Here is a 20,106-nt window from a genome sequence, read left to right as displayed (position 1 = left end):
CACAAACTCTCTTCACCCGGAAGAGACCCTGCCCGATGGCCCTTTCGATTTCGCTAAAGTTTCGAATTCGACCGATATTTCTTTGCCCTCCGGGCCTTGCTGCGGATGCACCGCCTCCCTAATCTCGCCGCAACAGCAAAAGCGGAGTGCATGACATGGAGATCCAGACCATCGGCGTGGTCGGTGCGGGCCAGATGGGCAACGGTATCGCCCATGTGCTTGCGCTCGCGGGCTATGACGTCAAGCTCAACGACATCAAGCAGGAGGCGATCGACCGCGCGCTCGACATCATCCGCAAGAACATGGATCGCCAGGTCAGCCGCGAGAAGATCACCGCCGAGGAGCGCGATGCCGCCCTGGGCCGCATCTCCTCCACCCTCACCCTCACCGATCTCGGGCCGTCGGACCTGATCATCGAGGCCGCCACCGAGCGCGAAACGGTGAAGACCGCCATCTTCGAAGACCTCGTGCCGCACCTCAAGCCCACCACGATCCTGAGCTCCAACACCTCCTCCATCTCCATCACCCGGCTCGCCTCGCGCACCGACCGGCCCGAAAGGTTCATGGGGTTCCACTTCATGAATCCGGTGCCGGTGATGCAGCTGGTCGAGCTGATCCGCGGCATCGCCACCGACGAGGCCACCTACCAGGCCTGTGCAAGGGTGGTGGAGAGGCTCGGCAAGACGGCCTCCTCGGCCGAGGATTTTCCCGCCTTCATCGTCAACCGCATCCTGATGCCGATGATCAACGAGGCGGTCTACGTGCTCTACGAGGGCGTCGGCAACGTGAAGTCGATCGACATGGCCATGAAGCTCGGCGCCAACCACCCGATGGGCCCGCTCGAGCTGGCCGATTTCATCGGGCTCGATACCTGCCTCGCCATCATGAACGTGCTGCACGACGGGCTGGCCGACACCAAGTATCGCCCCTGCCCGCTGCTCACCAAATACGTCGAGGCCGGCTGGCTCGGCCGAAAGACCCAGCGCGGCTTTTACGACTATCGCGGCGAGGAGCCGGTGCCCACGCGCTGACGGATCCTCACAAGGATCCTGCCGCCCTGCGGGATTTCCATTGAGACCTCTACTTGGCCGGCTTCAGCGCCAGGGTCACGTCGCGCAGCCAGGTGATGAAGCCGCGCGGGTTGTCCTTGCGCGCCTCGATCTCTTCGCGGTCGATCACGGCACCCACCACCGGGGCCTGCGGCTTGTTGAGCGCGTGGCGCACCTCGTAGAGCAGCAGGCTCTGGCGCAGCACGGCGCTGACCCGGTTGGCGATCTGGTACCAGCGGCTGTTCTGCCCCTGGAAGTAGATCGGCACCACCCGCGCCTGGGAGCGCAGCACCATCTTCGCCGTGAAGGCGTGCCACTCCTTCTCGATCGCCGGTCCGAACCAGGTTTTCGAAGAGGCCACCTCGCCCGCCGGAAACAGCACGACGCAGCCGCCCGCATCGAGGTGCTGCATCGCCTTCTTGCGCATCTCGAGATTGCGCTCCAGCGCATCCGGCTCATGCGGAAACGGCACCGGGATCATGAAATCGTCGATCTCGGCCACCCCGGTCAGCAGCGAGCGGGTGAGAATTTTGTAGTCGGTCCGGCGGCGGCCGATCAGCTCGGCCAGCACCATGCCGTCAACCAGCCCGTGCGGGTGGTTCGCCACGATCACCAGCGACCCGGTCTCGGGGATGTTGTCGATCTGCTCCTGCGGGGTGGTCAGCTTGATCCCCATCACGCCCAGCGCCTGCGCCCAGAACCCCTGACCATGCGGCACGCCCATCGCCTCGAACCGGCGGATCAGCCGCAGCAGGCGCAGCTTGGCCGTGGCCCATTCCATCACCCGGATGAAATTGGCCTGGATCGGGTTGGGGAAGGTGTTGGCATAGCTCAGGCGGCGGCGGTCATAGGGCGCATCGTTCAGCGCCTCCGATTCCGGCTGCGTTGCCGGATCCGCAACCACGTCCAGCCCGCGGCGCGGACGTCGCAGGCTCATCGTCTTGGGCTGGTAGCTTTCCACCAAGAGGTCCGTGCCCCCTCCGCTCTCGACTCTCAGATACCTTCGCCGAACTTGTCGGCCACCAGCTCTGCCAACGCGGCAGCAAGCTCTTCGGCCTGGGCCCCGCGAGTTTCGACCTCAATAATGCTTCCCTTGGACGCTGCCAACATCAAAAGCCCCATGATGCTGTCGCCCCCGGTGCTGAGCCCGTCCTTCGACACCTCGGCCTCCGCGTCGAACTGCTCCACACATTCCACGAACTTCGCCGAGGCCCGCGCATGCAGGCCCTTTTCGTTCACGATTTCCAACCTTTGCACCGACATCCCCGTTTCGCGTCAGACGACACCGCCGTCGTAGCTGTTTATGTATTTACGTCCCGCCGCCATGGCGCAGTTCACGGCATCTTCTACCTTGAGGTGGCGGGATTTGGCCAGTTTGACGAGCATCGGCAGGTTGGCGCCGTAGAGAATCTTGCGGTTTTCGGGTCGACAGGCGAGCAGGGAGAGGTTCGAGGGCGAGCCGCCGAACATGTCTGTCACCACCACCACGCCGGTACCGTCATCCACCGCGTCGGCGGCCTCGCAGATCTCGGTCTGCTTCTTCGATCTGTCACAATCCGCCGCTATGGTGATGGCACGGATGCCGGCCTGCTGGCCAACCACATGTTCGACGGCGGCGAGGTATTCCGTCGCCAGCCCGCCATGCGCCACGATCACGATTCCGATCAAGCCCTAGTCCCCAAAGCTGCGGCAGACGGCTCCGCCGTCCGTGCCCCAGCCCGCCTTTCGATTTCCCGATGCCGAATAGACACGCGCCACCCAGCACCTGCAAGCTCTTTCCCGAACCGTTCCGCCAGGGCAACGGACCGGTGCTGCCCCCCGGTGCAGCCGAAGCCGATCGACAGGTGGGATTTGCCTTCCTCTACAAAGGCCGGAAGCAGCATGTCTACAAGGCCCCGCACGCGGTTGTGAAATTCGCTGAAGCGGGCATCGCCCTCGACATGGGCCACCACCGCCGGGTCGCGTCCATCGAGCGGCTTCAATTCGGGCACCCAGTGCGGATTGTCGAGGAACCGGCAATCGAACACCATGTCGAGCCCGTGCGGCAGGCCGCGCTTGTAGGAGAAGCTCTGCACCGACACCCCGAGCCGCACCGTGGCCTCCAGCGAGAACAGCCGGTCCAGCTCCTCGCGCAGGTCGTGGATCGACATGTCGGAGGTGTCGATCAGCACGTCGGCCGCCTCGCGGATGCCGGCCAGCAGGTCGAAGTCGCGCGCGATCCCCGCCTCCGGGCTCTCGGCAGGGGCGAGCGGGTGGCGCCGCCTGGTCTCCGAGTAGCGGCGCAGAAGCACATCCGGCGCGCAATCGAGATAGAGCACCTCGCGGGCAACGTCGGGCCGCGCGTCGAGCCGGGTGATCAGCTCCAGCAGCATCGGCGGGTCGAACTCGCGGTTGCGGCTGTCGATCCCCAGGGCCAGCGCCCCGCCGCGCGGCGCGCCCTCCAGCAGCCTCGGCACCAGCGAGAGCGGCAGGTTGTCGATCGCCTCGTAGCCGAGGTCCTCCAGCACCCGCACCGCGGTGCTGCGCCCGGCCCCCGCCGGGCCGGTCACCAGCACCACCCGCTGCACGGCGGCGCCGTGGGGCAGGGTGCCGGTCGGCAGGTCAGGATCGGGTGTTTCGGTCACGGGTGCGGGGTGCCTTGCGGGTCTTCGTCTCGGGTGCCGCGGGTCATCATCAGCTGCACCGCTGCCGGAAACTGCGCCCCCGCCGCGCGGTGAAGCAAGGGCAGACTGCATCCGAACAGAAGAATTTCGCGCGGTGGCGGCAGCCTGTCACGCTCTTCGCGGCCGGCGTCTACCACAAGGGCAATCTCGGCCTCCGCGACCCAGGGCACGGTGAGCAGCCCCACGCCGCGGCATTCGATGCGCCCCTCGAAGCCGGGGCGCGGGCGCGCGGTCAGCAGGCCGCCTGCGCCCGACAGCATCACCCGGTCGTCCCCCACCAGCCGCGCCCCGCGCGAGATCAGCTCGACGGCCAGCGCCGACTTGCCCGCGCCGGAGGGCCCGAGGATCAACACGCCGCGCCGCCCGAAGGCCACGGCGGTGGCGTGAAAGAAGGGATCGTCGGTCTTGTGCGGCCCGGCCATCGGGTCTGTCCTGCGCTGGCCTCCGGGCCGGCCCCGCGTGACGCCTGTCAGACGGGCAGGCCCACCACGAAGCGGGCGCCCAGCGGCTCGGAGGTGATGTCGTCATGGGTGGGCCGGATGTTCTCGGCCCAGATCACGCCGCCATGGGCCTCGACGATCTGCTTGGAGATCGCAAGGCCGAGGCCGGAGTGGTCGCCAAACTGCCCCTCGGGCCGCTCGGAGTAGAAACGGTTGAACACCTTGGTCAGCGCCTGCTCGGGGATGCCGGGGCCGGTGTCCTCAACCACCACCAGCACGCGGTTCTCGCGGCGGCGCACCCAGACGCGCACCGCGTCGCCCTCCTCGCAGAACGAGAGTGCGTTGGTGATCAGGTTCACGAAGACCTGCGCCAGCCGCGCCTCCAGCCCGGTGATCCGGATCGGCTGCTTCGGCACGTCGGTGATGAACTCCACGCCCTTCCGCTGCGCCTCGCCGCCGAGATACTCGGTGAGGTTGCCCAGCATCCGCAGCAGGTCGAAGTTGTCTTCCTCCTCCTTCACCAGCTCGCTGTCGAGCCGGGAGGCGTTGGAGATGTCGCTGACCAGCCGGTCGAGGCGGCGCACGTCATGCTCGATGACGTCGAGCAGCTTGGCGCGCTGGTCGTCGCGCTTGGCGACCCGCAGCGAGCTGACGGCAGAGCGCAGGCTGGCCAGCGGGTTCTTGATCTCGTGGCTGACGTCCGCGGCGAATTGCTCGTTGGCGTCGATCCGGTCGTATAGCGCCGCCACCATGCCGCGCAGCGCGCCTGAGAGACGGCCAATCTCGTCGGGCCGGCCGGTGAGGTCGGGGATGCGCACCCGGTTGGGGCTCATTTTCTGCCCGCCGCGCTCGCGGCCGATCTCGGCGGCCGAGGCGAGGTCGGCGATCGGGTTGGCGATGGTCGAGGCCAGCAGCAGAGACAGGCCGATGGAGACGAGGATGGCGATGACGAACATCTGCAGCACCTGCTCGCGCTCCGAGCGCACCAGCGTGTCGATCTCGCCCCGGGCCGAGGTGATCGCCACCACGCCCACCACCTGGTTGCCGGCAATCACCGGCGTGGCGACCGAAAAGATCGTGCCGCCCGCCGCGTTGGAGCCGGTCCGCACCGTGGTCCGGCCGGTGGCGGCATCGGCCACCATGGCGCGGGCCAGCCCCTCCGCGTCCACGTCGGGAATGTCGGCGCGCTGCGACGAGAAGATCGAAGACATGCCCTCCCAGATCGCGTTGAGGAAATCGGTGATGACGGTGCGGCGCTCCTTCTGCGCCTGGGTCACCGCGCTCTCGGCCTCGCGGCCCAGAGTGGAGCCGAGGATCGTCTCCTCCTGCCCGAAGACAAAGACCTCCACGCCCGACGACAGGTCGAGCCCGTCCACGACCGACTGCACATCCACGCCGCTGGCGTCGAGCGCCACGGGCGCGCCGGTCAGCTGCACCTCGAAGACATCGGCGATGAGCTGCGCCTCGGCCTGAAGCCCGGCTTCCCGCTGCAGCGCCAGGCTGTCGCGGAACGGGTTGAGGTAGAACACGCCTGCGACCAGCAGCAGCAGGCCGAGCAGGTTGAAGGTGATGATCTTGCGGGCAAGCGGCGACCGGTTGAGCGTCAGGAAACCCCGACGCGCCCGGTTTTCGCGCATGGCGTGATCGGCGTGCTGGGGGCTTTCCCAGTCCTCACCGAGAACGACATCGGCCTCGTATCTCTGGCTTGTGTCCCGCACGGGGGCCGCCTCCTGACCGCGTCGCCTCACTCTTCGTTGTAGCGATACCCGATGCCGTAGAGGGTTTCGATCGCCGAGAACTCGTCGTCGACCGACCGCATCTTCTTGCGCAGGCGCTTGATGTGGCTGTCGATGGTGCGGTCGTCCACGTAGACCTGGTCGTCATAGGCCACGTCCATGAGCTGGTCGCGGCTCTTCACGAAGCCGGGGCGCTGGGCGAGGGCCTGGAGCAGCAGGAACTCGGTCACCGTCAGCGACACGTCCATGCCCTTCCAGCTCACCGAGTGGCGCAGCGGGTCCATGACCAGCTCGCCGCGCACCATCACCTGGGCGGTCTCCGCCTCGGTCGGGCCGTCGCCGGCGATCACTTCCTGCCGGCGCAGCAGCGCGCGGATGCGCTCCACCAGCAGGCGCTGGCTGAACGGCTTCTTCACGTAGTCGTCGGCGCCCATGCGCAGGCCCAGGACCTCGTCGATCTCGTCGTCCTTGGAGGTGAGAAAGATCACCGGCATGGTGGTTTTCTGGCGAAGCCGCTGCAGCAGGTCCATCCCGTCCATGCGGGGCATCTTGATGTCGAGCACCGCCATGTCGGGCAGCTTCTTGTTGAAGGCATCCAGCGCGGTCTGTCCGTCGTTGTAGGTCTCGACCTCGAAGCCCTCGGCCTCCAGAGTCATCGAAACCGACGTCAGGATATTACGGTCGTCGTCGACCAGGGCAATTCTCGACATGCCTGCATTCCTTATTGTTACTGCTCGTTGGCCTTATTTTGCCTCAACATCCCGAATCGGACCTTTGGAATCAACCACTAAGTGCGAATCGCGCAGGCCCGCGGGATGATTTAAACCGCAAAAGTGCCAACGAATGGCTAATTTGCATCACTGCACCGCCACGATCCGTTCCGCTGGGCGGATGTTTGCGTTAAACTGCCGGTGGTTGCGCTAACGCCGCGCCTGCGCCGGTTTCATTGCAAAAACGACATGTTATAGGGGCGGAACTTCCCCCGGGTCGGGGAGGTGCTCCTGCCCCGCTCGGACGGGAGCCAAAGCCAGATCGAAGCCTGCCTCAGGAGCAAGGAACAGCGATGACCATCGGACGCGTCAACCCCGCCAAACGCCTGGAAGATCAAGGAATTAACGGCCTGGGTAACGTCTATTACAACCTCATCGAGCCGGTCCTCGTCGAAGAGGCCATCAAGCGCGGTGAGGGTGAGCTGGGGATCGGCGGCGCGTTTCTGTGCACCACCGGCAAGTTCACCGGCCGGTCTCCCAAGGACAAGCACGTGGTCCGCTCCGCGGCGACCGAAAACACCATCTGGTGGGACAACAACCGCCCGATGTCGGAGGCCGGCTTCGATGCGCTCCACGCCGACATGCTCGAGCACATGAAGGGCCGCGACTACTTCGTGCAGGATCTCTTCGGCGGGGCCGATCCGGCCCAGCGGCTCGACGTGCGCATGGTCACCGAGCTGGCCTGGCACTCGCTCTTCATCCGCCACATGCTGCGCCGCCCGGCCCGCGAGGAGCTCGACAGCTTCGTGCCCGAGTACACCGTGATCAACTGCCCCAGCTTCAAGGCAGACCCGGCCCGGCACGACTGCCGCTCCGACACCGTGATCGCGCTGAACCTCGACAAGAAGCTGATCCTGATCGGCGGCACCGAATATGCCGGCGAGAACAAGAAATCCGTCTTCACCCTGCTCAACTACATCCTGCCCGAGCGCGGCATCATGCCGATGCACTGCTCCGCCAACCACGCCGAGGGCAACCCGGTGGATGCCGCCGTGTTCTTCGGCCTCTCCGGCACCGGCAAGACAACCCTTTCGGCCGACCCCAACCGCGTGCTGATCGGCGATGACGAGCACGGCTGGTCGGATCGCGGCACCTTCAACTTCGAGGGCGGCTGCTACGCGAAGACGATCAACCTCAGCCCCAAGGCCGAGCCCGAGATCTACGCCACCACCCGGATGTTCGGCACCGTCATCGAGAACATGGTCTACGATCCCGAGACCAAGGAGCTCGACTTCGACGATGACAGCCTCACCGCCAACATGCGCTGCGCCTACCCGCTGGAGTACATCTCCAACGCCTCCCAAAGCGCCCTCGGCGGCCACCCCAAGAACATCATCATGCTCACCTGCGATGCCTTCGGGGTGCTTCCCCCGATTGCCCGGCTGACGCCCGCGCAGGCGATGTATCACTTCCTCTCCGGGTTCACCTCCAAGGTGGCGGGCACCGAGCGCGGCGTGACCGAGCCCGAGCCCACCTTCTCCACCTGCTTCGGCGCCCCCTTCATGCCGCGCCGCCCCGAGGTCTACGGAAACCTGCTGCGCGCCAAGATAGACACCCACGGCGCCACCTGCTGGCTGGTCAACACCGGCTGGACCGGCGGCGCCTACGGCACCGGCAACCGGATGCCGATCAAGGCCACCCGCGCCCTGCTCACCGCCGCGCTCGACGGCTCGCTGCACGAGGCCACCTTCCGCAAGGACGAGAACTTCGGCTTCCAGGTGCCGGTGACCGTCGCCGGCGTCGATGCCGCCCTGCTCGACCCGCGCTCGACCTGGGCCGACAAGGAGGCCTACGACGCACAGGCCAGGAAGCTCGTGGAGATGTTCGCCGAGAACTTCGCCCAGTATGATCCCTATATCGACGACGACGTGAAAGCCGTCGCCATTGGCTGACAGGGGCCGCTGATGCGGGTCCTTGCCAGATCAGGGGCGGTGCGGGCCGGGCTGGCCCTCGCCGCCCTCTTGCTGTCCGCCGCCACCGCCGCCGCCGAGGCGGGCGTCACCCTCGACAACAGCCGCATCGCCGCGCTCGAATACGGCCTCGCCTGCCCGCTCCGCATCGTCGGCTCCGAAGCCGCGCCGGGCACCGAGAACGGTCGGGTCGACATCTTCGACGGCGCGCCGCAGTTCCTCGACACCGGCGGGGTGGTGCCCGCCGCGCTGGGCATCAGCTTCGGCGTCCGCGCCTGGGCGCAGGAGGGCGCACCGGCGCTTTCCGTCACCATCCGAAGCCTGCACCCGCCCTTCGCGGGCACCGGCACCTCCGTTCAAACCTTCGCGTCCTCCATTGCGGCAGGCAGCCCGATGACCCATATCTACACCTTCGACATGCCCCACGAGGCCGCCCCCGGCCTGTGGCGGCTGGAGGCAGAGGCGGAGGGAAAGCTGCTCTATTCCGTGCCCTTCCAGGTGGTGCCCGAGGCCGCGTATGACGGCCCTCTGCCGGCGTGCGACACGCCGCCGGTTCTCGGCCGCGCGCCAGCGCCCCGCAACGGGGGCCCGGCATGATCCGCGCCGCCCTCCTCGCCACCACCGCCCTCGCCCTGCCCGCCGCCGCGCAGGAAACCAGCGCCGATCTCTACATCAACCACGCGCTGATGGCCGAGGTCAGCTATGGCCTCAACTGCGCCGTCGAGATCGTGGGCTCCCTCGATGCACCCGGCACCGAGCGCGGCCGGGTCGACGTGTTCGACACGCCGCCCGAGCTCTCCCCGCTGGGCCAGGTGGTGCCCGCGCTGCTGGGCCTCGGCTTCGGCGTCCGCGCCCGCGCCGCCGACGGGGTCAGCATCTCGGGGGCCATCTTCCATGTGATCCACCCGCCCTTCGACGGCACCGGCACCACCGAGCAGAGCTGGCAGGCCAGCTACACCGACAAGGCGCTCTCCACCCACCTCTACCGCTTCGACTTTCCCTACGAGGCGATGACCGGCACCTGGGTGATGGAGGCCGTCCACGAGGGCGAGCTGCTTTACCGCATCCCCTTCACCGTGGTCCCGCCCGAGGCCTACCCCGGCGCCAGGGAGCTTTGCGACCCCGAGGGCCTGCTGAGCCTCAACGCCCTCCCGCGCCACCCGGCCTGACCGCGCCCCGCCGGCCGCACTCCTGTGCCCCCGGCACACGTCTTTCTCTTCCCCGATCCGCCCGGCTCTGCCAGTCTTGCCCAAACACGGGAGGGCACCGCATGGCCGTCACCACCCCCAGCTTCACCCTGGGCATCGAGGAAGAATACCTGCTGGTCGACCGCGACACGCTCGACCTCGCCCGCGCCCCCGAGGCGCTGATGGAGGCCTGCACCGCCGAGCTCTCCGAGCAGGTCAGCCCCGAGTTCCTGCAATGCCAGATCGAGATCGGCACCCGTGTGTGCGAGAACATCGGCGCCGCCCGCGAGGAGTTGAAGCGCCTGCGCGGCACCGTCGCCCGCTGCGCCGCCGCGTTCAACCTCGCCCCCATCGCCGTGTCCTGCCACCCCTTCGCCGACTGGAAGGACCAGCCCCACACCGACCGCGAGCGCTACAATGCGCTCAGCCAGGATCTCGGCGGCGTGGTCCGGCGGATGCTGATCTGCGGCATGCATGTCCACGTCGGCATCGAGGACGATGACCTGCGCGCCGACCTGCTGCCGCAACTCAGCTACTTCCTGCCCCACCTGCTCGCCCTCTCCGCCTCCTCGCCCTTCTGGCAGGGGCAGGACACGGGCCTGTCGTCCTACCGCCTCACGGTCTTCGACAACCTGCCGCGCACCGGCCTGCCGCCCACCTTCGAGAGCTTCACCGAGTACGAGCGCACCGTGCAGGTGCTCATCGACCTCGGCGTGATCGAGGACAGCACCAAGATCTGGTGGGACCTGCGCCCCTCCCACCGCTTTCCCACTCTGGAGACCCGCATCTGCGACGTGTCGCCGAGGCTCGAAGACACCCTGACGCTGGCCGCCACCACCCAGGCCCTGCTGCGCATGCTCTGGCGCCTGCGCACCCGCAACCTCCGCTGGCGCCGCTACGACCGCTTCCTGATCATGGAAAACCGCTGGCGCGCCCAGCGCTACGGCGTGTCCGAAGGCCTCATCGACTTCGGCGCCCGAGAGATCATCCCCATGGCCACCCTCGCCTCCGAACTGGTCGACATCCTCGCCGAAGACGCCCAGGCCCTCGGCTCGGAGGCCGAAATCGCCCGCCTGCCCGAGATCGTGGCGAAGGGCAACGCCGCCGACCGCCAACGGGCGGTCTATGCGGGCCATATGAAGGCCGGCGCCTCCCACGGTGCCGCAATGCGGGGGGTGGTGGAGAGCCTGGTGGACGAGTTTGCGGAGGGGGTTTGAGAGGAGAAGGTAATCAATCTCAACTAGAGCGGCGTATGCGCACTCCCGACCAGACGACAGTGACGGGCACCTCGACAAAAGCATGTTAGAGAATCAAAGCAATTTTGGTTCGATCGCCGCGGTTCTAATTGCTTCGGCTTGCTTTGCGTCCCTGAAAAATGCGTAGTGAGCAGGATTACCTGCCAGCTCTATGTGATCAGAAATTATCTTGATGGCTTGATCAACTATCTTTGGCTTTTCTTGCTCGGCCACATTTGGACCTAGTAGATTACAGAGCATCAGAACATGGAACACACCATATGTAAGAAAAGTGTTCTGCGTTCTCGACTGCCCACGAATTCGAATATCATCTTGTACAATTCTTTTTCTCTCCTCGATGATCTCAAACCAAGAGACCGCTTCCAAAAGCTGGCTAGCATCGACGCTCCCAAAGACTTTTGGATATAGCTCTGTAAAGATGACGTCTGAGTCCCTCTTTGCCTTAACAGGATCATGATGGACGTAACTCAGTAGTATCTGCCCAGCTTTCAAGGCATCCAGCACTCGCCCATCCAAATCGCCATCAGGCTGAAACCCTCGCTTCCTCTTATACGTGATACCAAGCTCGCGAAGCTCCATCTCCAGTCTTCTTTGAATATCATCGTTTGCCCTGAGGTCACGAGGATTAATTCGGCTCTGATTGTTTGTTGAAACAGCAATCTTCGATATAAGGTCCGGATCTTCCGTCTCAAAAACCCTGAACAAGACTGACAATTTTTCAAACTTCTTCATATCAGGATAGAAGTCTTTGATCGCGTCGAAGATGGCAGAACAGGTCTGCGCACCATTTACAATACTCATTCTCTTGACGCCAATTTTTGGCATATCAGATGCAGTTCGGTTAACTCTGCACTGGGAGCCAACTATCGTTATACCGTTGTTCATCGAGGCAAAGTTGATGTTTTCGCTAGAAGCCGCCGTTCTAAAGATCTCCTTATTAACGGGATTATCCAACCCAAGGAAGCCACGAACATTCATGCTAAAAAGTGTGTAATCAATCTTACTTTCATCCCGCATGTCGCGTAGAAGCTTGTATAGCTCAAATCCGGAAATGTAACCCACCACACTTCTAAGTTCTGAAGTTCCGGATTCAAGAACACCAACATCCCTGGCGTAGAAAACATGATTCAATCTCGCGCTGTGGGTGTTCAGGCAAAACTCAACTATTTCATCGAGGTGGAACTCTTCAACTTGAACATCTTCCCGCTCCAAAGCCTTTAGGCACGGTGCAATCTGAGCGGAGTTGCAGGGCATCCCATTCCCCAAAAGCCAAAGCTTGAAGGTCGGGAACTCGCGCTTAACAATATCTCTTATCTCTAAGATTTTTTGTTCCAGCCTCGGATTAACTATCTTGGATAGATCACACCGTCTATCCTTCAAAATCTCGAAAAACCTTACTGTCTTCTCAGCACCACTATAGGGGAATGGATTGGAAGCCTTTCGCACACTTTCAAAAACCTTCGACTGCATCAGATGGATGACCGCCTCATCACCTCGCCTATCAATATGAATGGCGTCGATGCCGCAATCGTTTCCACCATCAGTCCACGCCTCGTCTATTACTACCTTCTCACAATAGAACCGATGTGACAAAAAGATGTGAATAAGCGCTTGACTTCGGCTTTGAATCTCACGAGACGAAAGAAGTTGATCAATTCTTTCGTTCAGTCTATTAAACTCTTCTTCGTTAAAGTTTCTCATGTATTTCTCATCATATGATTTGAGGCAGAGTGCATTTTGGCCCTCACCCAAGTCAAGCAGTTGATCAACCAATCAAGGACGGCCTTGGAACTAAGCTCGATTGGGATTGCTTTTCGTTCCCGCTTCTCCGAGAGGGCGCCCCCACCCCCTTGCCAACCCTCCCCCTTCCCCCAAATTGACCCAGCGTTCAATAACGTCCCCGGGGAGGAGCACACATGAACTTCGAACTCACCGAAGAACAAACCGCCATCTTCGACATGACCCACAGCTTCGGCCAGAACGTCATCGCCCTTCACTAAGAGCCCCCCGACGGAACCCCGCATCCTCCCCGTATCACCCTGGCATCGCATGATCGCGGCACCAGACAAGGATACAAAGATGAAGCGTTTCACCCTGGCCCTCGCCATTCTCAGCCTTTCGGCCATCGCCTTCTCGGCCAGCGCCCAGCAGCAGCAGCGCCGGCCCGGCCCTGATCTGGCGGCCCTCGCCTCCCAGATCGGCGTCTCCACTTCCGCGCTCGAGGGCTGCATGGGCCCGGGCCCCTCCGGCCAGGGCGAGCGCCCCGCCGAAGGCCAGCGCCCGCCCCGCCCCGAAGCCGGCGCCATCGCCTCCTGCCTCACCGAGGCCGGCCACAAGGTTTCGGCCGATTCCGTCGATAGCGCCCTCGCCGCCTCCGCGCCCAGGCGCCCCTGACCGGCCAGCAGGCGCGCCCGCCTCCCCGGGGCGCGCCACCCGCCCAAGCTCCCTCCGCATCGGTCAAAATCCGCGCCGCCCCGGCCCCGTTTTCTGCTACACCTTTCTCCGGGGAGTGGGGGCCCTGTCCCCGCTCCGCCCCATCCGCGGATCGGAGGCCCGACCAATGCCCAATCCCGACGTCATCATCATCGGCGCAGGTGCCGCCGGTCTCGCCGCCGCCAAGACCCTCACGGCCGCCGGCAGGTCCGTCACCGTGCTGGAGGCGATGAACCGCATCGGCGGCCGCGCCTGGACCCGCTCCAGCGATTTCGGCCTGCCCTTCGACATCGGCTGCGCCTGGCTCCACGCCGGCGACCGCAATCCCTTCATGGCCGATGCCGCCCGCCTCGGCTGGACCACCCACCACCACGACATGGGCCTCGACCATCTCTACTTCGGCGCCCGAAAGGCCAGCCCCGAGGAGCTGGCCGCCGTCACCTCCGCCGACGACCATGTGGCCGAGGCGCTCGCCGCCGGCACCCCGGATGACAGGTTGTCCTCCCTGCTCGCCGACACCGGTGCCATGCGCGCCAGCGCCACCTACGCCGGGCCGATGGACTTCGGAAAGGACGCCGACGAGATCTCCGCAGCCGATTTCAACGCCGCCGCCGACCTCTACCCCGATTACTTCACCAAGGAGGGCTTCGGCGCCCTGATCCACGCCTGGGGTGCCGATGTGCCCGTCGAGCTCTCCACCCCCGTCACCGCCATCGACTGGTCCGGCCAGGGCGTCGCCGTCGAAACCCCGCGCGGCACGCTCCGCGCCCGGGCCTGCATCGTCACCGTCTCCACCGGCGTTCTAGCCTTCGAAGACATCCGCTTCACCCCGGCCCTGCCCGAGTCCCACCTCGAGGCCATATTCGACCTGCCGATGGGCCTGCTCACCAAGATCCCCGTCGAGATCGAGGGCGGCCTCCCCGGCCTCTCTCCCTTCGACGACCTCCTCATCGAACGCCGGGCGCAACACGACCTCTACTTCCTCTGCTTCCCCTTCTCCCTGCCCCTGATGGTCGGCTTCGTCGGCGGCGATTTCGCCTGGGAGATGGAGGCCGCCGGAGAGGCCGCCGCCGTCGATTTCATCACCGACCGCCTGGTCGACATCTTCGGCGCCTCGCTGCGCCCCCGCATCGGCCGCAGCCAGATGACCAACTGGGCCGGCGAGCGCCGCACCCGTGGCGCCTATGCCTCCGCCCGGCCCGGTCGCGCCGCCGCCCGCGCCGCCCTCGCCACCCCGGTCGCCAACCGCATCTTCTTCGCCGGCGAGGCCCTCGCCGGCAGCCTCATGCAAACCGCCGGCGGCGCCCGCCTCAGCGGCGAGTCCACCGCCCGCGCCCTGCTGCAAACCCTCTGAGCCCGAAGGGTCCGGCCCGGCTCCGCCCCCAACCCTTCCAATTCGTCTAAAATCCTCCCGCCACGCCCCCTCTTCTTGGCCCAAATACCTCGGGGGTGTGGGGGCAGCGCCCCCACTCCGACACTTGCCAAACAGGACGCCAGCGGCCAAATTGAACCCGCGTTCAATAAACGCATACGGGAGGACATCATGGATTTCGCGCTCTCCGAGGAGCAGCAGGCCATCTTCGACATGGCCCAGGGCTTCGGGCAAGACAACATCGCCCCCCACGCCGCCCAATGGGAGAAGGACGGCACCATTCCCAAGAGCCTCTGGCCCGAACTCGCGGCCCTCGGCCTCGCCGGCCTCTACGTGCCGGAAGAGCACGGCGGCTCCGGCCTGACCCGGCTCGACGCCACCCTGGTCTTCGAGGCCCTTTCCATGGCCTGCCCCTCGGTCGCGGCCTTCCTGTCGATCCACAACATGTGCGCCAAGATGCTCTCGGCCTTCGGCTCCGAGGAGACCCGCGACAAGTACCTCCCCAAGGCGCTCACCATGGAGACGGTCTTCTCCTACGCCCTCACCGAGCCCGGCTCCGGCTCCGACGCGGCGGCCCTGAAGACGAAAGCCACCAAAACCAACGCGGGCTACCAGCTCACCGGCACCAAGGCCTTCATCTCCGGCGGCGGCTACTCCGATGCCTATATCGTCATGGCCCGCACCGGCGACGACTCCCCCAAGGGCATCTCCGCCCTCGTCCTCGAGGCCGACACACCCGGCCTCTCCTTCGGCGGGCTCGAAGACAAGATGGGCTGGCGCTCCCAGCCCACCCGCCAGGTCCAGATGGATAACTGCCCCGTCCCCCCCGAGAACCTGCTGGGCGAGGAGGGCAAGGGCTTCAAATACGCCATGATGGGTCTCGACGGCGGGCGGCTGAACATCTCCGCCTGCTCCCTCGGCGCCGCCCAGACGGCTCTCACATCCACCCTCGCCTACATGCACGACCGCAAGGCCTTCGGGCGCTCGATCGACCAGTTCCAGGCCCTTCAGTTCCGCCTCGCCGACATGGAGATCGAGCTTCAGGCCGCCCGCGTCTTCCTGCGCCAGGCCGCCTGGAAGCTCGACACCCAGGCCCCCGACGCCACGCAAGCCTGCGCCATGGCCAAGAAGTTCTGCACCGAGGCGGGCTCGCGCATCGTCGACCAATGCCTCCAGCTCCACGGCGGCTACGGCTACCTCGCCGACTATGGCATCGAAAAGCTGGTCCGCGACCTCCGCGTCCACCAGATCCTCGAAGGCACAAACGAGATCATGCGCATGATCGTCGCCCGTGCCATGCTGGCCTCATGAGCGATATCCACATCCGCACCGAAGGCCGCGCCGGCCGCATCACCCTGACCCGCCCCAAGGCGCTGAACGCGCTCACCTACGAGATGTGCCGCGCCATCGACGCCGCGCTGATCGGCTGGGCCACCGACCCCGCCACCGACCTCGTCCTGATCGACGCCGAGGGCGACAAGGCCTTCTGCGCCGGCGGCGACATCGTCGAGATGTATCAGACCGGCACCGCAGGCAACTTCGACTACGGCCGCACCTTCTGGCGCGATGAATACGCGATGAACGCCCGCATCGCCCGCTTCCCCAAGCCGGTCGTGGCCTTCATGCAGGGCTTCACCATGGGCGGCGGCGTGGGGCTGGGCTGCCATGCCTCCGTCCGCATCATCGGTGACAGCGCCCAGCTCGCCATGCCCGAGTGCGGCATCGGCCTGGTGCCCGACGTGGGCGGCAGCCACATCCTCGCAAGGCTCTCCGCGCTCCACCCCGGCGCGGGTGCCTGGCTCGGAATCACCGGCCACCGGCTGCGCGGCATGCACGGCCTCTTCGGCTTTGCCGATCACTTCGTGGCCGAGCACCATTGGCCCGAGCTCAAGGCCCGCATGGTGGAAAGTGGCCGCGCCGAGATTCCGCCGGGCATCGGCGCCTCCGACCTCGCCGCCCAGGCCGATTTCTACATCGAGATGCGCCAGATGGCGGCCCATTTCGCCCGGCCCCGCACCGAGATCGCCGCTTCGCTGGCCGCCGACCCCTCAGATCTGGCCGCCCAGGCCCTCAAGGCCCTCACCCGCGCCGACCCGCTCGCCGCCGCCTGCCATATCGAGATCCTCTCCCGCCTCGGGCCCGGCAGCACGATCGAGCAGGCGCTGGCCCTCGAATACCGCTTCACCCACCGCTGCATGGAGCAGGGCAACTTCCTCGAAGGCATCCGCGCCGCCGTGATCGACAAGGACCGCACGCCCAAGTGGCGCCATGCGACCCTGTCCGATGTCACCGACGCCGAGGTCTCTGCCATGCTGGCGCCGCTGGGCGCGGACGAACTCACACTTCCGGAGGACACCCCATGAAAATCGGCTTCATCGGACTGGGCAACATGGGCGCACCCATGGCCCGCAACCTTTCCGCCGCAGGCCATCTCGTCAGCGGCTTCGACACCCAGGCCCGGCCCGAGGGCATCGGCCTTGCCGCCTCCGCGGCCGAGGCCGCAGCGGGGGCCGACGTGGTCATCACCATGCTGCCCAACGGCGCGATCCTCCAGGCCGTCGCCGCCGAGATCCACCCTGCGATGAAACCCGGCGCCATCCATCTCGATTGTTCCACCGTCGACGTGGAAAGCGCCCAGAAGGTGGCCGAGGCCGCCACGGCCGCCGGCCTCTCCGCCCTCGATGCGCCCGTCTCCGGCGGCACCGGCGGGGCCACGGCCGGCACGCTCACCTTCATGGTCGGCGGCCCCGAAGATGCCTATGCCACCGCCCTGCCGCTCTTCGAGGTCATGGGCCAGAAATCGGTGCTCTGCGGCGGCGCAGGCATGGGGCAGGCCGCCAAGATCTGCAACAACATGATCCTCGGCGTCACCATGATCGCCACCTGCGAGGCCTTCGCGCTCGCCGACAAGCTCGGCCTCGACCGCCAGTCCATGTTCGACGTGGTCTCCACCTCCTCCGGCTACAGCTGGACGATGAACGCCTACTGCCCCGCCCCCGGCGTCGGCCCCAAGTCGCCCGCCGACAACGGCTACCAGCCCGGCTTCGCCTCTGCGCTGATGCTGAAGGATCTGCGTCTCAGCCAGCAGGCCGCCGAGGCCGCCGATGCCGACACGCCGATGGGCCTCGCCGCGATGCGGCTCTACGAGGCCTTCGTCGAGCAGGAGGGCGCGGGCGACAAGGACTTCTCCGCCATGCTCCCGCGCTTCGAGGCTCGCCACCGCGGCGGCTGACCCCGGCGCAGGCGGCGCCGGCTCATTCGGCGGCGCGCGCCGGGTCCGCCGCGCGGTGGGTCAGGCTGTCGAAGTCCAGGTCGAGCACCGCCACCATGCCATCGGGGCTGAACGCGCGGCTGATGCTGCCCTCGAAATAGCCCGCCAGCGTGCTGCGGATCATCCTGGTCCCGAAACCATCGCTTGCCGGCTCGTCGGCGGCCTCGCCCAGTGGGCAGGTCTCCGCCCAGGTGATGCGCAGCCGGTCGCCCTCCCGCGCGCTGCTGATCGAAAGCCGCCCGCCCAGAGGCGAGAGGCAGCCGTATTTCACCGCATCGGTGCAAAGCTCGTAGATGACAAGGCTCATCGGGGTGATCGCGCCGGGCTTCAGCTCGATTGCATCGAGCTTCATCTCGGGCGCGGCCTGCCCGGTGAAGGGCGCCACGATGGAGTGCACCAGCTCGTCCAGCATCACCCCCGAGCCGCCCTGCGGATCGTCGGGGTTGGCCACCGCCAGCGCATGGGCGCGGGCCAGCGCCTGAAGCCGCTCGCGCATCATCGTCACCAGGTCTTCGGGCGTGCTGGCCTGGCGACCGAACACGTTGAGCAGCCCGCTGGCGACCGAAAAGCAGTTGCCCACGCGATGCCGCATCTCGGCCAGCAGCTGCCGTTCGAGCTCCCGCGCGCGGTGCTGCTCGGTGATGTCACGGGCGATCTTCGAGGCCCCCACCACCTCTCCCGCCGCATTGCGCACCGGCGAAACCGTGAGCGAGATCGGCACGAGGCTGCCGTCCTTCCGCATGCGGATGGTCTCGAAATGCCGGATCCGCTCGCCGCGTCGCAGGCGGGCGATGATGTCTTCCTCTTCGTGCAGCCGCTCCTCGGGGATCAGCAGGGTGATCGGACGGCCCACGACCTCCTCGGCCCGATAGCCGAACAGATCCTCGGCGCCTCGGTTCCAGCTCTGGATGATGCTGTCGAGGTTCTTGGTGATGATCGCATCATCCGAATTCTCGACAATGGCCGCCAGGTGGGCCTTCAGGTCAAAGCTCTCGTCCACGCCGCCGCCCCCCTGTGCCGATAACTTGTATCTGCCTGAGATGATAACTGGCCACCCGCGCCCGGACCAGCCATTACGTAAGGGCCCGTCAGCCCCCGCCCCCTTTCGCCGGTCGCCGCGCTCGGCGGCGCTCAGCCCATCAGGCCGCGCCGCACCAGGTTGAGGCCGGCCACCAGCAACACCGCCAGCGTCGCCTTGCGAAAGGTCGCCTGGTCGATCCGGTCCTGGATCCTGAACCCCAGCCACATCCCCGCCACCGCGGGCACCAGCAGCAGCGCCGAAAACCACACCGTCTCGCTGTTCATCACGCCGCTCTTCATGTGGCCCAGCAGCAGCATCACCGCGCCGAGCCCGTAGATGACGCCTTGCACCACGATCTGCCGCGCCTTGGGCGTCTCGATCGCCACCAGATAGAGCACCGTCGTCGGGCCCCAGGTGCCCGCCAGCCCGCCCAGCAGCCCCGAGACGAGGCCCGCCACCACCGAGGCCAACGGCCGCCGCGCCTCGGGGATCACCAGCTTCAGCCCGGCAAGCTGGATCGCGCAGAGCAGCGTCACCGGGATGCCCAGCACGAGATACATCACCTTGTCGGAGATCACCGTCACCAGTTGCGCCGAAAGCAGGATCATCACGCAGACGATGATGATGTAAGCCTTGTAATCCCGCACCGCCGCCTTGGCCTCGGCCCAGCCGCAGCGGGCGACCTGCAGCAGGTTCGACAGCACGATGGGCAGGATGATGCCCGCCACCACCAGCTTGGGGTCGAGCAGGATCCCCATGCCCGAGATCATGATGAGCGGCATCGCAAAGCCCACCGCGCCCTTCACCACGCCCGCAAGCACGGTGACGCCGAGGGCAAAGGCCAGCAGGCCGGGGGTCAGCAGATCGGGCAGCATGTCCATGCTGCCTCTTATCGCGCCACCGTTCGGCCCGCACGCCGAATCGACCGCGACATTTTTATGCAGGAACCGAGGCCTTGGCGAAATTAAGTTGCGCTGCACCTGCGAAGGGATTATCCC

The 20,106-nt window shown here is 65.8% G+C and carries 20 protein-coding genes; 10 read left to right on the top strand and 10 right to left on the bottom strand.

Annotation, left to right across the window (positions count from 1 at the left end; translation table 11 throughout):
- The first annotated feature begins 155 nt into the window (after positions 1-155).
- Positions 156-1,031 (top strand): 3-hydroxybutyryl-CoA dehydrogenase, encoded by an 876-nt coding sequence (locus BUR94_RS20180; RefSeq protein WP_074258222.1) that lies wholly within the window; start codon positions 156-158, stop codon positions 1,029-1,031.
- Between the two features lie 49 nt (positions 1,032-1,080).
- Here the strand turns inward: BUR94_RS20180 and BUR94_RS20175 are convergent, their stop codons facing one another.
- The 7 genes from BUR94_RS20175 to BUR94_RS20145 form a co-directional block, all read right to left on the bottom strand.
- Positions 1,081-1,986, bottom strand: a complete 906-nt coding sequence (locus BUR94_RS20175) for a lysophospholipid acyltransferase family protein (RefSeq protein WP_139301375.1) — start codon at positions 1,984-1,986, stop codon at positions 1,081-1,083.
- A gap of 56 nt (positions 1,987-2,042) precedes the next feature.
- Positions 2,043-2,312 (bottom strand): HPr family phosphocarrier protein, encoded by a 270-nt coding sequence (locus tag BUR94_RS20170; RefSeq protein WP_074258221.1) that lies wholly within the window; start codon positions 2,310-2,312, stop codon positions 2,043-2,045.
- Positions 2,313-2,324: 12 nt separating this feature from the next.
- The gene (locus BUR94_RS20165; protein WP_074258220.1) at positions 2,325-2,717 is read right to left on the bottom strand and encodes a PTS sugar transporter subunit IIA; all 393 of its coding nucleotides are present in this window, start codon (positions 2,715-2,717) and stop codon (positions 2,325-2,327) included.
- Positions 2,714-3,634, bottom strand: coding sequence for an RNase adapter RapZ (gene rapZ / locus BUR94_RS20160; protein ID WP_074258267.1), 921 nt, complete (start codon positions 3,632-3,634; stop codon positions 2,714-2,716). Before rapZ ends, BUR94_RS20165 begins: the two co-directional genes overlap by 4 nt.
- A gap of 35 nt (positions 3,635-3,669) precedes the next feature.
- The gene (locus BUR94_RS20155) at positions 3,670-4,134 is read right to left on the bottom strand and encodes an HPr kinase/phosphorylase (protein ID WP_074258219.1); all 465 of its coding nucleotides are present in this window, start codon (positions 4,132-4,134) and stop codon (positions 3,670-3,672) included.
- A gap of 47 nt (positions 4,135-4,181) precedes the next feature.
- Positions 4,182-5,789 carry a sensor histidine kinase gene (locus BUR94_RS20150; protein WP_084193246.1) on the bottom strand — a complete coding sequence of 536 codons (1,608 nt, stop codon included), beginning with the start codon at positions 5,787-5,789 and terminating at the stop codon, positions 4,182-4,184.
- 107 nt (positions 5,790-5,896) lie between these two features.
- Positions 5,897-6,598 (bottom strand): response regulator transcription factor, encoded by a 702-nt coding sequence (locus BUR94_RS20145; RefSeq protein WP_074258217.1) that lies wholly within the window; start codon positions 6,596-6,598, stop codon positions 5,897-5,899.
- 353 nt (positions 6,599-6,951) lie between these two features.
- Between BUR94_RS20145 and BUR94_RS20140 the strand changes: the two genes are divergently transcribed.
- From BUR94_RS20140 to BUR94_RS20125, 4 genes are all read left to right on the top strand, one after another.
- On the top strand, positions 6,952-8,550 hold the full coding sequence (locus BUR94_RS20140; protein ID WP_074258216.1) for a phosphoenolpyruvate carboxykinase: 1,599 nt from the start codon (positions 6,952-6,954) through the stop codon (positions 8,548-8,550).
- Between the two features lie 12 nt (positions 8,551-8,562).
- On the top strand, positions 8,563-9,165 hold the full coding sequence (locus BUR94_RS20135) for a DUF3859 domain-containing protein (RefSeq protein WP_084193230.1): 603 nt from the start codon (positions 8,563-8,565) through the stop codon (positions 9,163-9,165).
- Positions 9,162-9,737 carry a DUF3859 domain-containing protein gene (locus BUR94_RS20130; RefSeq protein WP_074258214.1) on the top strand — a complete coding sequence of 192 codons (576 nt, stop codon included), beginning with the start codon at positions 9,162-9,164 and terminating at the stop codon, positions 9,735-9,737. Before BUR94_RS20135 ends, BUR94_RS20130 begins: the two co-directional genes overlap by 4 nt.
- A gap of 101 nt (positions 9,738-9,838) precedes the next feature.
- Positions 9,839-10,972: a carboxylate-amine ligase gene (locus BUR94_RS20125; protein WP_074258213.1), complete on the top strand. Its 1,134-nt coding sequence runs from the start codon at positions 9,839-9,841 to the stop codon at positions 10,970-10,972.
- A gap of 93 nt (positions 10,973-11,065) precedes the next feature.
- Here BUR94_RS20125 and BUR94_RS20340 read toward each other — a convergent pair whose 3' ends face one another.
- A complete protein-coding gene (locus BUR94_RS20340) occupies positions 11,066-12,784 on the bottom strand; it encodes an AIPR family protein (RefSeq protein ID WP_139301370.1) in 1,719 nt (572 codons plus the stop codon).
- 306 nt (positions 12,785-13,090) lie between these two features.
- Between BUR94_RS20340 and BUR94_RS21085 the strand changes: the two genes are divergently transcribed.
- The 5 genes from BUR94_RS21085 to mmsB all read left to right on the top strand — a co-directional run bounded on the left by BUR94_RS21085 (position 13,091) and on the right by mmsB (position 18,048).
- Positions 13,091-13,405: a hypothetical protein gene (locus BUR94_RS21085; protein WP_074258211.1), complete on the top strand. Its 315-nt coding sequence runs from the start codon at positions 13,091-13,093 to the stop codon at positions 13,403-13,405.
- Between the two features lie 166 nt (positions 13,406-13,571).
- On the top strand, positions 13,572-14,798 hold the full coding sequence (locus BUR94_RS20110) for a flavin monoamine oxidase family protein (RefSeq protein ID WP_074258210.1): 1,227 nt from the start codon (positions 13,572-13,574) through the stop codon (positions 14,796-14,798).
- Positions 14,799-14,987: 189 nt separating this feature from the next.
- Positions 14,988-16,127 (top strand): acyl-CoA dehydrogenase family protein, encoded by a 1,140-nt coding sequence (locus BUR94_RS20105; protein WP_074258209.1) that lies wholly within the window; start codon positions 14,988-14,990, stop codon positions 16,125-16,127.
- Positions 16,124-17,179: an enoyl-CoA hydratase/isomerase family protein gene (locus tag BUR94_RS20100; RefSeq protein WP_074258208.1), complete on the top strand. Its 1,056-nt coding sequence runs from the start codon at positions 16,124-16,126 to the stop codon at positions 17,177-17,179. Before BUR94_RS20105 ends, BUR94_RS20100 begins: the two co-directional genes overlap by 4 nt.
- A complete protein-coding gene (gene mmsB, locus BUR94_RS20095) occupies positions 17,176-18,048 on the top strand; it encodes a 3-hydroxyisobutyrate dehydrogenase (RefSeq protein WP_074258207.1) in 873 nt (290 codons plus the stop codon). Before BUR94_RS20100 ends, mmsB begins: the two co-directional genes overlap by 4 nt.
- Before the next feature lie 22 nt (positions 18,049-18,070).
- Here the strand turns inward: mmsB and BUR94_RS20090 are convergent, their stop codons facing one another.
- Both BUR94_RS20090 and BUR94_RS20085 read right to left on the bottom strand, forming a co-directional pair.
- A complete protein-coding gene (locus tag BUR94_RS20090; protein ID WP_074258206.1) occupies positions 18,071-19,087 on the bottom strand; it encodes a PAS domain S-box protein in 1,017 nt (338 codons plus the stop codon).
- Positions 19,088-19,218: 131 nt separating this feature from the next.
- Positions 19,219-19,989, bottom strand: coding sequence for a sulfite exporter TauE/SafE family protein (locus BUR94_RS20085; RefSeq protein WP_074258205.1), 771 nt, complete (start codon positions 19,987-19,989; stop codon positions 19,219-19,221).
- Positions 19,990-20,106: the final 117 nt, after the last annotated feature.

The organism is Vannielia litorea (assembly GCF_900142295.1).
GTDB classification, from domain to species: Bacteria; Pseudomonadota; Alphaproteobacteria; order Rhodobacterales; family Rhodobacteraceae; genus Vannielia; species Vannielia litorea.
Note: the sequence above shows the minus strand (reverse complement) of the source record. Positions and strands in the feature narration are given on the sequence as shown.

What these genes read in the sequence shown, in the direction of transcription:
- BUR94_RS20125 (WP_074258213.1), top strand. Translation starts at nt 9,839, where the DNA reads ATGGCCGTCACCACCCCCAGCTTCACCCTGGGCATCGAGGAAGAATAC.
- BUR94_RS20180 (WP_074258222.1), top strand. Translation starts at nt 156, where the DNA reads ATGGAGATCCAGACCATCGGCGTGGTCGGTGCGGGCCAGATGGGCAAC.
- BUR94_RS20110 (WP_074258210.1), top strand. Translation starts at nt 13,572, where the DNA reads ATGCCCAATCCCGACGTCATCATCATCGGCGCAGGTGCCGCCGGTCTC.
- BUR94_RS20135 (WP_084193230.1), top strand. Translation starts at nt 8,563, where the DNA reads ATGCGGGTCCTTGCCAGATCAGGGGCGGTGCGGGCCGGGCTGGCCCTC.
- BUR94_RS20130 (WP_074258214.1), top strand. Translation starts at nt 9,162, where the DNA reads ATGATCCGCGCCGCCCTCCTCGCCACCACCGCCCTCGCCCTGCCCGCC.
- BUR94_RS20085 (WP_074258205.1), bottom strand. Translation starts at nt 19,989, where the DNA reads ATGGACATGCTGCCCGATCTGCTGACCCCCGGCCTGCTGGCCTTTGCC.
- BUR94_RS20145 (WP_074258217.1), bottom strand. Translation starts at nt 6,598, where the DNA reads ATGTCGAGAATTGCCCTGGTCGACGACGACCGTAATATCCTGACGTCG.
- BUR94_RS20105 (WP_074258209.1), top strand. Translation starts at nt 14,988, where the DNA reads ATGGATTTCGCGCTCTCCGAGGAGCAGCAGGCCATCTTCGACATGGCC.
- BUR94_RS20175 (WP_139301375.1), bottom strand. Translation starts at nt 1,986, where the DNA reads ATGAGCCTGCGACGTCCGCGCCGCGGGCTGGACGTGGTTGCGGATCCG.
- BUR94_RS20140 (WP_074258216.1), top strand. Translation starts at nt 6,952, where the DNA reads ATGACCATCGGACGCGTCAACCCCGCCAAACGCCTGGAAGATCAAGGA.
- mmsB (WP_074258207.1), top strand. Translation starts at nt 17,176, where the DNA reads ATGAAAATCGGCTTCATCGGACTGGGCAACATGGGCGCACCCATGGCC.
- BUR94_RS20100 (WP_074258208.1), top strand. Translation starts at nt 16,124, where the DNA reads ATGAGCGATATCCACATCCGCACCGAAGGCCGCGCCGGCCGCATCACC.
- BUR94_RS20150 (WP_084193246.1), bottom strand. Translation starts at nt 5,789, where the DNA reads ATGCGCGAAAACCGGGCGCGTCGGGGTTTCCTGACGCTCAACCGGTCG.
- BUR94_RS21085 (WP_074258211.1), top strand. Translation starts at nt 13,091, where the DNA reads ATGAAGCGTTTCACCCTGGCCCTCGCCATTCTCAGCCTTTCGGCCATC.
- BUR94_RS20170 (WP_074258221.1), bottom strand. Translation starts at nt 2,312, where the DNA reads ATGTCGGTGCAAAGGTTGGAAATCGTGAACGAAAAGGGCCTGCATGCG.
- BUR94_RS20155 (WP_074258219.1), bottom strand. Translation starts at nt 4,134, where the DNA reads ATGGCCGGGCCGCACAAGACCGACGATCCCTTCTTTCACGCCACCGCC.